We start from the raw sequence: 14,626 nt of genomic DNA on the forward strand, positions 1-14,626 counted from the left end.
TAAGTGAGGATTGCCTCATGTTTCAAGCCCGTCATCGCTTCGACCGAGAGGACGCAGATGCCACGCGACGTCGGGGTGCGCGCGCAGGCGCGGCAGGCGCGCAGCGCCGCCACCCTCGAACGGATCCTCGAGGCCGCAGGCAGGCTGTTCGACGAGGTCGGCGTCGAGGCGGCGACCATGAACGCGATCGCCGAGCGGGCCGGAGTCTCGATCGGCTCGGTCTACCGGTTCTTCGCGAACAAGAGCGCCCTGACGGAGACCCTCACCGCCCGCTGGATCGACCGGATCCGCCACGCCGTCGAGCCCGCGCTGCTGACCGGGGACGCCACTGCGGGCGACAGCCCCGCGTCCAGCGCCCCGACACTCACGCCGCCAGGGCTGGCGGGAGTAGGAGGGCCGGCGATACCGGCAGCACTGGCGGCCCTACCGGAACCGGCGGCATCCGGGGCATCGGCGGTAGCGGTCGTGCTGGCGGTGCCTGCGGAGTCGGCGGTACCTGCGGAGTCGGCGGGAACGGAGGGCGTCGACACCGACCCGACGGCCGGCATCGACGAATCCATCGACCAGTTCGTCGGAACGCTGCGGCGGGTCCTCGTCGAGCTGCCGGGAGCCAGGGGTCTGCTCGCGACCACCCTGCGCGAGCCGCCCGGCGAGACCGGGCAGTGGATCGCCTACCTCGACCGTTACATCGCCCGACACGCGCCTGACCTGCCACCCGATCGCCGAGCCCACGCCGCCCGCACCTATCTGACGGTCACGGCCGCGCTCATCCTCGCCGCCGTCGACGCCGGGCCGGCGCTCGGCCGGTACCTCGACGACGTGCGCACGGTCCTCGCTGGCTACACCCGCGAACTCGCCCGAGCGTCGGCCGCCATCCGCGCGGCACGGGACGCGTCGACCCCGTGAGGGCGGTCGGATATATCTAGACATTAGCGGGCCCGCTGGCTAGCATCGCCGCAATGAGAAGCTCCCTGGGCCGCTGGTGAGGAGCCGATGATGGATGGCGGCGGCCCGGCCGGGCTCGTCGAGGGGGCGGACCGGTGGACGTTCGGCGTCGAGCCGCTGCCCGCGGCGGCCGACGCCGCGGCCCGGCTGCGTCGCGTCGCCGGCCTCGTCCTCGCGCTCGAGCGACCCGATCCCGCCCTCGACGAGCTCCTCGGCGCCCTGGACCGTGCGGAACGAGCACTGTCGCAGCGCGTGCCGGCGGACCCGGGGCCCAGAGTCGGTTCCGCGGCCGACGGCGACGGGCGGGCGTACGTCGACCATTCGCGGCACATCGGGGCGTTCAACCCCTGCTTCCCCGAATACACCATTGAGGTCGCCGGTGGTCGGGCGATTGGCACGGTGAACTTCCCGATCGTCTACGAGGGGCCGCCGGGCCTCGTCCACGGCGGATTCCTCGCGTTGTTCTTCGACGCGGCCATCCAGCACCACAACTGCGAGCTCGGCGAGGCGGGCAAGACGGCCAGCCTGGAGCTGCGCTACCGGCGGCCGACGCCGTTGCTCACCGATCTGAGCTTCGARCTGACCCGCACGGTGGAGGGGACGCGTATCCATTCGACGGGCCAGATCCTCGCCGGGGACGTCGTGCTGTGCGACGCGCGGGTCGAGGCCGTCCGCGGCGAGCGCTCCCGGCTGCCGGTCGTGTCCACCCGCCGGGCGTCGTGACGACGGCGATCGACACACCTCGATCGACATACGGCGATCGAGGTGTGTCGATCGAGATAGGGCGAGGTAGGTCGAGGTATGCCACCGCCGGTGACCTCAAAGGTGGCACCGCTCACACCTCTGCTGGTTCAGTAGCAAATGGTTCAGTGACAGGACGAGCTTCTTAGGACCTTGCCGCTCGTGGGAGTGCCATGCAGATCGAACAGCAGGTCGAGCACCCGAAACGGTTCGCCGCGTCCGCGCCCGACCGGCCCGCGGTCATCGTCGGCGACACGACGATCACCTACGCGGAGCTGGACGCGCGGTCGAACCGGCTCGCGCACACCTTCCGGGCGGCGGRCCTGAAGGTCGGCGACAACGTCGCCGTGCTGATGGAGAACCGGGCCGAGTACTTCGAGGTCACCTGGGCCGGCCTGCGCGCCGGCCTGCTGGTCACCCCGATCAACTGGCATCTCTCGACCGCCGAGGCGGCGTACATCATCGCCGACTGCGGCGCCGCCGCCCTGGTGGTGTCCGCGGGCTGCGCCGACGTCGTGGCCGGGCTCGGCGAGGTGGCCCCGAAGCTCCGGCTGGTGGTCGGCGGGCAGATCGAGGGGTTCGAGCCCTACGAGCAGCTCGTTGCCGGCCTGCCGTCGTCGGCGCTCGACGACGAGGCCGAGGGCAACTGGATGTTCTACTCGTCGGGCACCACCGGCCGTCCCAAGGGCATCAGGCCGACCGAGGTCGGCGGCCCGGTCGGCCTGCCCACGGGATTCACCGCCATGGTCCGGCACCTGTTCGGCGGCGAGGAGTCCACCGTCTACTTCAGCCCGTCGCCGCTCTACCATGCGGCGCCATCGGGCTGGGCCGCCGCCATCCACCGGATCGGCGGCACGGTCGTCGTCACCCCGCGGTTCGAACCCGTCGAGTTCCTCGAGACGATCGAGCGCCACCGGGTCACCCTGACCCAGGTCGTCCCGACCCACCTCGTCCGGCTGTTGAAGCTCCCCGAACAGGAGCGGAACCGTTACGACCTGTCCAGCCTGAAGGTTCTCGTCCACGCCGCGGCGCCCTGCCCCGCCGAGATCAAGCGGGCCGCGCTCGACTGGCTCGGCCCGGTCGTCCACGAGTACTACGCCGGCAGCGAGGGCGTCGGCTTCTGCTACATCGGTCCCGAGGAATGGCTTGCCCACCCCGGCTCCGTCGGCCGCTCGATGCAGGGCGCGGTGCACATCGTCGACGAGCAGGGAGCTGAGGTTCCGCCAGGTACCGACGGACGGGTGTACTTCGAACCCGCCCGGCGCTTCGAGTACCACGGCGACCCGGAGAAGACCGCGACGGTGTTCGACCAGCGCGGCTGGGCCACCTACGGCGAGATCGGCCACGTCGACGCGGACGGCTACCTCTACCTCACCGACCGCGCGACGAACATGATCGTCTCGGGTGGCGTCAACATCTACCCGCGCGAGCTCGAGGACGTCCTGATCCAGCACCCCGACCTCGTGGACGTCACCGTGATCGGCGTTCCCGACCCGGACCTGGGTGAGTCCGTCCGTGCCGTGGTCCAGCCGGCGGTCTACCCGCCGGCGGACCCCGCGGCGCTGGAAGCGGAGATCATCGCCTTCTGCCGGGACCGCATCGCCCGCTTCAAGGCGCCCCGCTCGGTCCGCTTCGTCGCCGAGCTTCCTCGCCTGCCAACAGGCAAGATCGCCCGTCGGCTCCTCCCGCCCGAGGTCAGCACCTGATTGTGGCGTGACGCCCGGGCGCGCCGACAGCGGCGCCCGGGCGCCAAGCCGTCACGACGGCACGTGACGTCGCGTCGGTGGGCGCCGCGTCGGCGCGTGTCGCCTCAAGAGCCGCGTCGCCTCGATAGCCGCGTCGCCTCGATGGCCGCGTCGCCTCGATGGCCGCGTCGCCTCAGTGGCCGGTGCTGCCTCAGTAGTCGTGCTGCATCAGGTCGATGACGGTCTTCGCTCGTTGCGTGAGCATCACTCGCCCCACGACCGCCATGTGCTCCGCCCAGTGGGCCTCCGCCGCGCTGGCCTCGCCGGCCTCGATGAGCGCCACGAGCCTGGCCTGGGAGCGCAGGCCGCGCATCCGGACAGCCCCGGTATCCCGGCCGTCATCGGGCTGACTGACCGCGGCGACGGCCCGAGCCACGATCTCCTGGAGCATCTCGGCCACCAGGCTCAGCGTCTGGTTCCCGGCCAGCTCGACGAGGCGTGCATGGAAACGCGCGTTGGCCTGGCCGAACGTCGCGGGGTCGTCGACCACCTCGAGCTGCTCGGCGATGAGCCGTCGCAGCTCGGCCGCCGAGGCGCGGCGGGAGCGCGACGACGCCACCAGCCGCGCGGCGACGGGCTCCACCATGCCGCGTGCGTCGTAGACGTCCGCTAGCGGCACGTTGCGCGCCTGGAGCAGGAGCGCCGCCGTCCGCGCCGTCAGCCGTTCGTCCGGCCGGTGGACGACCACCCCGCCGAGCACGCCGCGCTTCACCGAGATCAGGCCCTCGGCCTCGAGAATGCGCAGCGCCTCCCGCAACGAGGGACGGGAGACGCCGAAGCGCTCCACCAGCTCGGGCTCGCGCCCGAGCAGCTCGCCGTCCGCCAGCTCGCCCCGCACGATGAGGCTCCGGAGCTCGTCGGCGATCAGCTGTGGCTTCTCGCGGAGGGGAGCCCGGCCATTCCGGCGCGCCCGCCTCGGCTCCGCCACCACGATCGACCTTCTCTCCGTCGGCCTCTCCGTCGCCGCCTCCAACCGCCAGACGGTCCTGACGCGGCACTGGCGTACAGCGCCGGCACTGCCCGATGCGTCCGTCAGCCGATGCGCGCAGTCGCCCTTCAGGCCCGTGCCATGGGACGGGCGAGGCCCGCCGTGTCGACCAGCGTACTGGGCATTCGCGCGGCCGGCGCACAGTGCGAACGAACGGGAAGCCGCCGGTCGGCCCCCCTCTCCGGACCGCGGCACCCGATGGTCGCGAGCCTCGGGTCCAGGCAACGCCAGCCAGGCGATATCTGTAGACATTTAAGGGAGGTCTGGATAGCATCGCCGCGGAGGGCGGCGGGGTGCCGACGGTGTTCGCTGACAAGATCGATACGCCTTTTCACGAGGAGCTCTCGCATGCCGCCGGATGAGCGTGCGCCGGACGAGTACGCGCCGGCCCGGCGTGCGCCGGATCAGCTGACCATCCCCGCGCTGATCGCGGCCCGGCGGCGTCAGGACCCATTGGTCCAGGCACTCGTGAGCGACGACGCGTCCGTGACCTTCGCCGGGCTCGACGACGCGAGCCGCCAGCTGGCGGCCCGGCTGGTGGCCGCCGGTGTCGGTAAGGACAGCCGGGTCGGGCTGGTGATGCCGAACGGGATCGACTGGGCGGTCCTCGCACTGGCCGTGACGCGGGTCGGCGGTGTGCTCGTCCCGCTCTCCACGCTGTTGCGCCCGCCTGAGCTGCTCGCGCAGCTGCGCACCGCCGCCGTCACCGAGCTGGTCGTCGTCCCGCGCTTCCGCGGCCGCGACTACCTTGACGACCTGGACGAGGCGGTCCCCGGCCTGACGAGACGGGTTCGCGGCGGCGAGCGGCCCGCGGAGGTGCCGTCGCTGCGCCGGCTGTGGACCCCTGACGGCCTGCCCACCGACGCGGTGCCCGACGCGGTGGTCGACGGGTTGGATGCGTCGGTCCGCCCGGCCGACGACCTGGTCATCCTGTTCACGTCCGGTAGCTCCGGCGGCCCAAAGGGAGTGATCCACACCCAGGGTGGGGCCCTGCGCGCGGTCGCTTCGGGCCTGGATGCCCGTCGCATCGGCCGGGGTGAGCGGCTCTACATTCCGATGCCGTTCTTCTGGACGGGCGGTCTCGGCGGCGGACTGCTGTCGGCGCTCGTCGCCGGCGCGACCCTGCTCACCGAGGCCGAGCCGGAGCCCGCGCGAACGCTGCGTTTCCTGGAGCGCGAGCGGGTCACGCTGTTTCGGGGCTGGCCCGACCAGGCGGCCCGGCTGGCCGCCCACCCGGACTTCGCCGGCACGGACCTGTCATCGCTGCGCCCGGCGAGCCTCGGCGCGGTCCTGCCGCCCGGTCTACGCCCGGCCCCGGGCGCTCGGGCGAACCTGTTCGGCATGACCGAGGCGTTCGGGCCGTACTGCGGCTCCCCGCTGGACACCGACCTGCCCGCGGGCAAGCACGGTAGCTGCGGACGGCCGTTCGCCGGTGTCGAGGTGCGCATCACCGACCCGGACACGGGTGCCCCGGTCCCGGCCGGCACGGAGGGCGAGATCCGGTTGCGCGGCCCGAACCTGATGCGCGGCATCCGCGGCCGCGACCGGGCCGTGGTGTTCGACGCCGACGGGTTCTACCCGACGGCGGACGCCGGTGTGCTCGACGAGGATGGCTACCTCTGGTACCGGGGCCGGCTCGACGACATGTTCAAGGTGTCGGGCGCGACCGTGTATCCGTTGGAGGTCGAGGCGGCGTTGCGGGCCGTGCCGGGGGTAAGGGAGGCGTTCGTCACCGAGGTCGTCGACGAGGCGGGCGGCAGCCAGGTCGCCGCGCTGGTCGTCGTCGTGGCACCCGGCCGCGACGGCGATGGGGAGCCGGACGGGCTGGTCGAGCAGGCCAGGGCGCGGCTGAGCAGTTTCAAGGTCCCGACCCGGTGGCTCGTCGTGGACGACCCTCACCACGTTCCGCGGCTGGCCAGCGGAAAGGTCGACGGCGGCGCGCTGCGCCGGCTCCTGCGGGAGAAGGGAGCCGTGAGATCCCGGAAGGTGAAGTCGACGTGAAGGCCATCGCCCGCCCCGGGGAGAGCGGCACCAGCCGGGGCAATATGTATAAAATATATAGACGGGTGCTGGTGGCGGGCATGGGCGGCGCCGGTGGAGCCCCGACGCTCGCGAGCGCGTGCTCGCCGAGCTCACCAGAGGAGAGGGACATCAGGTGGAGCTGAATGGTCTGCGGGCGCTCGTCGTGGGCGGCGCCTCCGGCATGGCCAGGGCCACGGCCGAGCTGGTCGTCGCGCGCGGCGGCCGGGTAGCGATCCTCGACCGCCCGGCGAGTGCCGGCCAGGAGGTCGCCGACGAGCTGAAGGGCACCTTCCACGCCTGCGACGTCACTGACTTCGCCGGCATGGAGGGTGTCATCGAGGCGGCCCTGGCCGCGCTCGACGGCATCGACGTCGTCGTGAACACGGCCGGGGGAGCGACCCCGGGCCGCACGATCGGCAAGGACGGCCCGATGCCCCTCGAGACCTTCCAGGGGATCATCGACCTCAACCTGATCGGCACCTTCAACGTCGCCCGGCTTGCCGCCTGGCACATGAGCAAGAACGAGCCGAACGCGGACGGCGAGCGCGGGGTGATCATCAACACGGCGTCCATCGCCGCGTTCGAGGGCCAGATCGGGCAGATCGCCTACACGGCGGCGAAGGGCGGCGTGGCCGCCATGAGCCTCACCATGGCCCGGGAGCTCGGCTCCCTCGGCATCCGCGTGAACGCGATCGCGCCAAGCCTGTTCCACACCGGGCTGACCAAGGGCATCCCCGAGGAGTACGAGAAGGTCCTCACGAAGGACGCCGCGTTCCCGAAGCGGATGGGACGCCCGGAGGAGTACGCCCGGCTGGCGGTGGGCATCATCGAGAACCCGATGCTCAACGGCCAGACCATCCGCCTCGACGGCGGCCAGCGCTTCGCGCCGAAGTAGTTCACGTACGCCGACCGACCACGCTCGGACGCCACCGGTCGCTCCGCGGCGGCCGGTGGCGGGAGCGGGCGGAGGCGGCGGCAGCCGACGGAAGTGGGTGCTGGTCGTGAGACCGTTCATGTTTTCCGACGAACAGCGCGACCTGCGCCGCGCGGTGCGTGCCTTCCTCGAGGCGGCTTCGCCCGAGTCGGAGGTGCGCCGGCTGATGGAGACACCCGAGGGCTACGACCCGCGGGTGTGGGCGCGGCTGGCCGGCGAGCTCGACCTCGTGGGCCTCGCGGTTCCCGCCGAGTTCGGTGGCAGCGGTGCGAGCTTCGTCGAGGTGGCGGTCGTCTGCGAGGAGATGGGCCGGCGGCTGTTCTGCGCGCCGTACTTCTCGACGGCGGTGCTGGCCGTCGCCGCGCTGCTGCGGTCGGGGGACACGGCCGCGCAGAAGGCGTGGCTTCCGGGCATCGCGGCCGGCGAGACCCGCGCGACGGTGGCGTTCGCCGAGGAGAACGGGCGCTGGGACGCGGGCGGTATCACCGCGGTGGCGACGCCGGCCGGCGTCGGCTGGGAGATCACCGGCAGCAAGCACTACGTCCTCGACGGGCACACCGCCGACCTGCTCCTCGTCGCCGCCCGCACCGCCACGGGCATCTCCCTGTTCGCCGTCCCCGGCGACGCCGCGGGCCTCACCCGCGCCTCGCTGCTGACCCTCGACCAGACGCGCAGGCTCGCGCGTGTCGAGCTCGCCGCCACCCCCGCGTCGCTCGTTGGCGAGGAGGGAACCGCCTGGCCGGTGCTCGAGCACGTGCTGGACCTCGCGGCCGTGGCGCTGGCCGCCGAGCAGGCCGGTGGTGCCCAGGTCGCCCTTGACATGGCGGTCCAGTACGCCAAGGACCGGGTCCAGTTCGGCCGGCCGATCGGCAGCTTCCAGGCGGTCAAGCACCGTTGCGCGGACATGCTGCTCGAAGTCGAGTCGGCGCGCTCCGCGGCGTACTACGCCGCCTGGTGCGCGGCCGAGGACGACGACGCGGAGCTGGCCAAGGTCGCCGCGGTCGCCAAGGCCTACTGCTCCGACGCATACACCCAGGTCACCGCGGACAACATCCAGGTCCACGGCGGCATCGGCTTCACCTGGGAGCACCCGGCCCACCTGTACTTCCGCCGCGCCAAGTCCGACGAGCTGCTCTTCGGTGACCMGTCGGCCTGGCGCGACYGCCTCGMCAGCCGCGTCGGCCTGTAGCGGGCACTCGGGCGGCCGCGCCGACGACAGGTGGGCCTTCGGAACGGGTCCGGGTCGCCGACCAGGGGTCGATGCACGCTTGGTCGCACCACGTAGCCGTGCGCACACGGCTGAAATGGCCGCTGAGGGACGWTCGAGGTCAGGCCGGATACTGCCCCTGGCCCGAATCAGACCACCGTCCCGGCGCCCGTCCGCCCCGAGCCCGAATCGTGGCAGATCAGCCAGCCTATGAACTCACCCTCATAACACAATCCACCAAGCCACCGATTAAGCGTGTTGGATGGCCGAGCCCTGGGGCTCGGCCATCCAACACGAAACGTGGCCGGCGGGGCTCAGGAGGCGTCGTCGCGGCGGGCGAGGGCGTGGAGGACCTCGCGGTAGGGGCGTTTGCGGTCGGGGCTGGGCTCGCGGGGGAGACCCAGGGTGCGCTCGGCGGCGATGTTGCGCTGGATCTCGTCGGTGCCGCCGTAGATAGAGGAGGCCCGGGCGAACAGGAACGCATTGGCGAACTTGCCGCTCGCCGCGGCGTCCGGCCCGGCGAGCAGGCCGCCGGCACCGAGGATCTCCAGGCCGATCTCGGCCGAGAGCTTTGTGATCCTCGTCTGCGCGATCTTGCCGGTGCTGGCGACGGAGGCGCCGGCGGCCGCGTCGCCAGCGGCGGCCTCGGCCTTGGCCCGGACGGCGTTCCACTGGCCGACCTGCAGGTAGCAGTGCAGCCGGGCGAGCTTCTGGCGGATCGCCGGGTCGTCCGCCCGGCCGTGCTCGCGGGCGAGCGCCACCAGGTCGGCGAATGTCACCACCATGCCCTCCGGCGGGCGCAGCAGCGCGGCGTCGCCGGCCTTCAGACCGAGCACGCCGCCCTTGGGCCCGGGCGGTGGGAAGCCGGCGTGCGCGCCGCCGGCGCCGATGCCGGTCCGCTCGAAGTGCAGCGTCGTGTTGGCGGCCATCCAGCCGTTGCCCGCGCCGCCGACGAGGTCGTCCGCGGCGACGACCGCGTCGTCGAGGAAGACCTCGTTGAAGACCGCGTCGCCGGTCATCTCGCGCAGCGGGCGGATCGTGACGCCCGGCTGGTCGAGTTTCAGCGCGAACCAGGAGATGCCGGCGTGCTTGGGGACGTCGAAGTCGGTGCGCGCCAGCAGCATGCCGTAGTCGGCCTCGCGGGCCTGGCTGCTCCAGACCTTCTGGCCGTTGATGATCCACCGGTCGCCGTCGCGTTCGGCGCGGGTGGTGAGCCCGGCAAGGTCGGAGCCGGCGCCCGGTTCACTGAACAGCTGGCACCAGCCGAGCCGGCCCTCGAGGATCGGCGGTACATGCCGGGCGATCTGCTCGGGCGTTCCGAGCGTGAGGATCGTCGGCGCCGCCATCAGCAGGCCCAGCCCACCGGGCGGCTGCAGCGCGCCGAAGGCCGCGAAAGTGGCCCGCACCGTCCGTCCCGCCCGCTGCGGCAGCCCGCGGCCACCCTGCTCGGCGGTGAGGTGCGGCGCCGTCCACCCGGCGGTGGCGACCAGGCGCCACCACTGCTCGACGGACAGCTCCGGATCCCAGTGCTCGGCGAGCCACGCCTCGACCTCGGCGCGCAGGCCGGCCTGGGAGTCCCCGTCGGTGGCGGTGCCGGAGGTGGCGGTGGTGCTCACGAGCGGCTCGCCCCCAGCAGGTCGACGCAGTTGTCGCGCATGATCTTGCGGATCTCGTCGTCGGTGAAGCCGTCGAGCTCCTTGAGAAAGTCCGTCGGCTCGGCGAGGCCCTCGCCGTGCGGCCAGTCGGAGCCGAACAGGATGTGCTCGACGCCGACGAGGTCGGCGAGCTTGCGCAGGTCCTCCTCGTAGTACGGCGTCACCCACAGGTGCGCGCGGATGGTGTCAAGCGGGTCCTCGGCGAACGCCCAGGGCGTCTGATTCGCCTGCTTGCGCAGCCGCTTCACCAGCAGGGCCACCCAGTCCGAGCCGTTCTCGATGCTGGCGACGCGCAGGGTGGGATGGCGGGTGAAGACGCCGTCGACGACGAGGGACGCCATCGTGTCGTGAATGGCGCGGTCGGCGACGAGGACGCGGGTGAGGACGCTGATGCGGCCGTACCCCTCGAACCGCTCGGAGCCGCCCCACGCCGCGGTGGAGGCCTCGTAGCCGCTGTCACCGAGGTGGAAGGCGACCGGGACGGACGCCTCGGCGAGCCGGGCCCAGACCGGGTCGTACAGCTTGTCGCCGAGCGAACGTGACCTGCCGTGCGGCGCGGGGACCGGCGCGGGGCGGACGTGCACCATCCGGGCGCCGCGCGCGAGCAGGCTGTCGACCTCGGCGACGGCGGCGGCCGGGTCGGCGAGCGAGAGCATCGGCACGCCGATCAGCCGGCCGCGGTGGTCGAAGCCCCAGTCCTCCTCCAGCCAGCGGTTGAAGGCGTGCAGGCTGACCATCGTCGCCTCGACGTCGTCCTTGAGCGCCTCCTCGACACCGCAGCCCAGCGTGGGGAACAGCAGCACCCCGTCCAGCCCCTGCCGCTCGACGACCTCGAGGCGCGCGTCGCGGTCGCGGTACTCCGGCCGCAGCGGCTCGACCTTCATCAACGTCCGCGGGTCGACCCCGTCCGGAATCTGGCCGCGGAACAGCGGGTCCAGGCAGCCGGGAACGATGATCGGGTCGAACGTCGGGTTCGGGATGAAGCGGTTGACCTGCCCGCCCATGAGTAACTGCGTGCGCCTGCCTGCCTGTACGACCTGGACCCCGCGCTGCGCGAACTTCTTGTCAAGATGACGGGTGAACGCGTCGAGCGTCTCGTAGTAGTGGTTGTCCGCGTCGATCGGCTTCGAGCTCGTCATTTGTTTTCCTCGGCTGGGAAGTAGCGCTTTCAATCTAGAAAAGCATGGCTTTCCAACAACTGTGACTGTACTCTGGCGCCGTCTCTCAGGCCAGCCCGGAAGGCGGCGGCCCGGCCGGCACCTGCCGCTACCTGGCAACCTTTCCGCGCGGCGGTCCGCGTGCCGGGTCGCCGGGCCGGGCCCGTCGGCGGACGTGAAACGATGAGACGGACACCGGTGGGCTGACCGAACCACCCCGCCTCGCCCACCCGAAGCAGCCTGGGAGTTTTCGTGGTCGCGAAGAAGGGCGCGCGCCCTCCGCGGGAGAAGCCGCAGCAGATCGCCGACGAGATCCGCTCGCTCATCGTGACCGGCGAGCTGGCCGACGGCGACCTGCTCGGCCGTGAGCCGGAGCTGGTGGAGCGGTTCGGCGTCTCCCGCCCGTCGCTGCGCGAGGCGCTGCGCATCCTGGAGACCCAGGGCCTGATCTCGGTGGAGCGCGGCGTCCTCGGCGGGATCTTCGTGCGCCAGCCCGACGAGCGGCTCACCGCACGCACCGCCGCCCTGCTGCTCCAGGCGCGAGGCGTCCCGCTGATGGACGTCTGCGCCGCGCGCACCCTGCTCGAGCCGCTCGCGGCCCGGCGGCTGGCGCAGTCGCCGCAGCGGCAGTCGGCCGCCGATGAGCTCGCCGAGCTCATCGGCAAGGAAGAGGAGTCGCTCGCCGACCCCGAGGAGTTCGGCCGGGCCAACGCCCAGTTCCACGAAAGGCTGCTGGCGCTGGCGGGAAACCAGACGCTGACCATCGTCGCCGAGATGCTGAACGAGATCGTGGCCCGCGCCGTCACCGCGCTCAGCCGGGCCGAGGACGCCACCGGCTCCCTGGCGACCCGGCGCCGAGGCGTGCGTTCGCAGCGACGCCTCGTCGAGCTGATCCAGGCCGGCGACGGCCCGGCCGCCGAGGAGCACTGGCGGTCCCACATGGCTGTCGTCGACAAGGTCATGCTCGGCGCCGAGGCGGGGACGGTCGTCGACCTGGTCCACCACTACTGACCGAGCCGGCTTCCGCGCCCGCCGCCGACGCCGCGGGGGCCGTCACTGGCATTTCCAGGCGGGTTGGCGCTTCTCGAGGAACGCTCGCGGGCCTTCCTTGGCGTCGTCGGTGCGTACGACCCGTTCCCGATACGCCTCGCCCATGATCTCGGCCTCGCGCAGCGGCAGGTCGCGGCCCTGGCGGATCGCCAGTCGTGTGCCGCGTACCGCCAGCGGCGCGTTGCGGCACACGATGCCCGCCAGCTCCGTGGCCCGCTCCAGCAGCCGGTCGTGCTCGACGACCTCCGAGACCAGCCCCAGCTCGTAGGCGCGCGCGGCACTCATCCGCTCGTGGCGGCCCATCAGCGCCATCCGCATCGCGATGTTCGTCGGCAGCGCCCTCGCCAGCCGGACCACCTCACGGCCCGAGACCAGGCCGATGCTGACGTGCGGGTCGAAGAACTCGGCCCGGTCCGAGGCGATGACGATGTCGCCGGTGGTGACGAGGTCCAGCCCCGCGCCGCAGCACAGCCCGTTGACGGCGGTGAGGATCGGCTTGGTCATGCTCCGGAACGGCGGGGTGCCCTCCTGGGGCGCCTCCCACTGCGGATACGTCGACAGGTATGGCTCGTCGTAGACGACCCGGCCGTCGTCCGGGATCTCGCCGACGTCGGCGCCGGCGCAGAACGCCCGCCCGTTCCCGGTGACGACCAGGATCCACACGTCGCCGTCCGCCTCGGCGTCCGCGTACGCCTGCCGCAGCTCGCGGATCATCTCGGGGGACAGGGCGTTGAGCCGGTCCGGCCGGTCGAACGTGATCGTCGCTATCCGGTCGCGAACCTCGTACTGGATGGTCTCGTATCCCATGGCGGCAGCCTCCCGCATCGTTCGTCGTCTGATCGGGCGCGGACCGAGGCCTGGCCGGGACCCGATCTGGACCGGCCAGGCCAGGCCAGGTCCCGGCAGGTCCCGGCAGGTCTCGGCCAGCCCGGGCGGACCCGGTCCCGCCCGGCCCGGTTCCGCCCGGCTTCGTTCCGCCGGTTCGGATGGCGTGACCTGGTGGCCTACCGCTGGGACAGGATGTGGCGGCCCTTGATCATGGGGAGGTCGAGGAAGGTCCGGATGCCGGGCACGGCCGCGCAGACCGGGGCGACGGCGTGGACGGCGTGCATGGCGGTGYCCAGGCAGCCCTGGTCGTTCTCGTCCTCGCCATGAATGGCGATCTTTGCCTCCAGCACCATCGAGGGGCTGCCCTCGACGGTGACCTTCCAGCCGCGGCCGGTGGGCCAGTCCGGAGCCTGCCCCTGGCCGACCCGGGTGATGTGCTCGACCGTCAGCGCACGGCGGCCGCCGATGACGGCGGTGGCCGAGAACCGCTGGGCGCTGACCGTCCCGGCCTCGACGCGGCCGGCCTTGATGTCGAAACCGCTGTCGGCGACGGCCACCTGGCGGTCGTAGAGGAAGTCGTCGATCGTGGCGCCCAGCCCGTCGGCGACCAGGAGGAGCGGGGCGCGGAACACGGAACCGGCCAGCACCGGATCCGCGAGCGGCACGGGAGCGTCGGGCGCCCGGCCGAACCCCATGATGTCGAACATCATCCCGGGGCTGTCATAGGACGAGTAGTCGAGCAGTTCCTGGACCACCAGCGTGTCGATCCGCGCGAACAGGGCCGACATCGTCAGCGGCAGCACCTCGGAGGCCCAGCCGGGTTCGATGCCGGTGGCGTGGAACGACGTCCCGCCCGCGGCGCACGCCTCCTCCAGCCGCGCGGCGACCGCCGGCTCCAGGCTCGCCGGGTAGATGAGGCTGGTGACCGCCGTGGAGACGACGTTCTTGCCGGCGGCGAGCAGCCGGCAGATGTCGTCCAGGGCGCCCGCCGGGTTCATCTCGCCCTGGGCCATGTACAGCACGCAGTCGGCGTCCAGCGCGACGATCTCGTCGGGGTCGTTCGTGGCGGTCACCCCGATGGGGTCCAGGCCCGCGATCTCGCCGACGTCCCGGCCGGCCTTGGCGTCGCTGTAGACGAACGCGCCGGCCAGCTCGAGGTCGGGGTGGTCGCGGACCGCGCGTATCGCGTGCCGCCCGACGGCCCCGGTGGCCCACTGTACGACCCGAAGCACCGTCCACCTCCTGCTCCCGTGTCGCCGGGCCGCGCTGCCTGCCCGGTCCGACCCGCTCGAAAATATCTATATCTAACGGAGCGTGCAACGACGGGGTCGCCTGCGCTCGCGCAGGTCACGGT

General features: G+C 72.1%; 12 protein-coding genes. 7 read left to right on the plus strand and 5 right to left on the minus strand.

What is annotated here, in order from left to right:
* Positions 1–57: 57 nt before the first annotated feature.
* The 3 genes from BCD49_RS41055 to BCD49_RS25560 all read left to right on the plus strand — a co-directional run bounded on the left by BCD49_RS41055 (position 58) and on the right by BCD49_RS25560 (position 3,392).
* Positions 58–906 (plus strand): TetR family transcriptional regulator, encoded by an 849-nt coding sequence (locus tag BCD49_RS41055; protein ID WP_007506769.1) that lies wholly within the window; start codon positions 58–60, stop codon positions 904–906.
* A 90-nt stretch (positions 907–996) separates the two neighbouring features.
* Entirely contained in the window at positions 997–1,668 is a 672-nt protein-coding gene (locus tag BCD49_RS25555; RefSeq protein ID WP_007506768.1) for a PaaI family thioesterase, read from the plus strand.
* Between the two features lie 191 nt (positions 1,669–1,859).
* The gene (locus BCD49_RS25560) at positions 1,860–3,392 is read left to right on the plus strand and encodes an acyl-CoA synthetase (protein WP_071041994.1); all 1,533 of its coding nucleotides are present in this window, start codon (positions 1,860–1,862) and stop codon (positions 3,390–3,392) included.
* 190 nt (positions 3,393–3,582) lie between these two features.
* Here BCD49_RS25560 and BCD49_RS25565 read toward each other — a convergent pair whose 3' ends face one another.
* Positions 3,583–4,362 carry a FadR/GntR family transcriptional regulator gene (locus BCD49_RS25565; protein ID WP_007506766.1) on the minus strand — a complete coding sequence of 260 codons (780 nt, stop codon included), beginning with the start codon at positions 4,360–4,362 and terminating at the stop codon, positions 3,583–3,585.
* Positions 4,363–4,767: 405 nt separating this feature from the next.
* Here BCD49_RS25565 and BCD49_RS25570 point away from each other — a divergent pair, with 405 nt between their 5' ends.
* From BCD49_RS25570 to BCD49_RS25580, 3 genes are all read left to right on the plus strand, one after another.
* On the plus strand, positions 4,768–6,420 hold the full coding sequence (locus BCD49_RS25570) for a class I adenylate-forming enzyme family protein (protein WP_007506765.1): 1,653 nt from the start codon (positions 4,768–4,770) through the stop codon (positions 6,418–6,420).
* A 154-nt stretch (positions 6,421–6,574) separates the two neighbouring features.
* Positions 6,575–7,336 (plus strand): SDR family oxidoreductase, encoded by a 762-nt coding sequence (locus tag BCD49_RS25575; protein WP_007506764.1) that lies wholly within the window; start codon positions 6,575–6,577, stop codon positions 7,334–7,336.
* 118 nt (positions 7,337–7,454) lie between these two features.
* Positions 7,455–8,564, plus strand: coding sequence for an acyl-CoA dehydrogenase family protein (locus BCD49_RS25580; RefSeq protein WP_071042014.1), 1,110 nt, complete (start codon positions 7,455–7,457; stop codon positions 8,562–8,564).
* 332 nt (positions 8,565–8,896) lie between these two features.
* Here BCD49_RS25580 and BCD49_RS25585 read toward each other — a convergent pair whose 3' ends face one another.
* A complete protein-coding gene (locus BCD49_RS25585; protein ID WP_007506761.1) occupies positions 8,897–10,198 on the minus strand; it encodes an acyl-CoA dehydrogenase family protein in 1,302 nt (433 codons plus the stop codon).
* Complete coding sequence (locus BCD49_RS25590; protein ID WP_007506760.1) at positions 10,195–11,376, minus strand: amidohydrolase family protein; 1,182 nt, start codon at positions 11,374–11,376, stop codon at positions 10,195–10,197. The genes BCD49_RS25585 and BCD49_RS25590 overlap by 4 nt, the downstream gene beginning before the upstream one ends.
* A gap of 270 nt (positions 11,377–11,646) precedes the next feature.
* On the opposite strand from BCD49_RS25590, the gene BCD49_RS25595 reads away from it, so the two are divergent.
* On the plus strand, positions 11,647–12,405 hold the full coding sequence (locus BCD49_RS25595) for a FadR/GntR family transcriptional regulator (protein WP_007506759.1): 759 nt from the start codon (positions 11,647–11,649) through the stop codon (positions 12,403–12,405).
* Between the two features lie 42 nt (positions 12,406–12,447).
* Here BCD49_RS25595 and BCD49_RS25600 read toward each other — a convergent pair whose 3' ends face one another.
* Complete coding sequence (locus BCD49_RS25600; protein WP_007506758.1) at positions 12,448–13,251, minus strand: enoyl-CoA hydratase/isomerase family protein; 804 nt, start codon at positions 13,249–13,251, stop codon at positions 12,448–12,450.
* A 197-nt stretch (positions 13,252–13,448) separates the two neighbouring features.
* Positions 13,449–14,504: an NAD(P)H-dependent amine dehydrogenase family protein gene (locus BCD49_RS25605; protein WP_071041995.1), complete on the minus strand. Its 1,056-nt coding sequence runs from the start codon at positions 14,502–14,504 to the stop codon at positions 13,449–13,451.
* Positions 14,505–14,626: the final 122 nt, after the last annotated feature.

The sequence above is a fragment of the Pseudofrankia sp. EUN1h genome, from assembly GCF_001854645.1.
GTDB classification, from domain to species: domain Bacteria; phylum Actinomycetota; class Actinomycetes; order Frankiales; family Frankiaceae; genus Pseudofrankia; species Pseudofrankia saprophytica.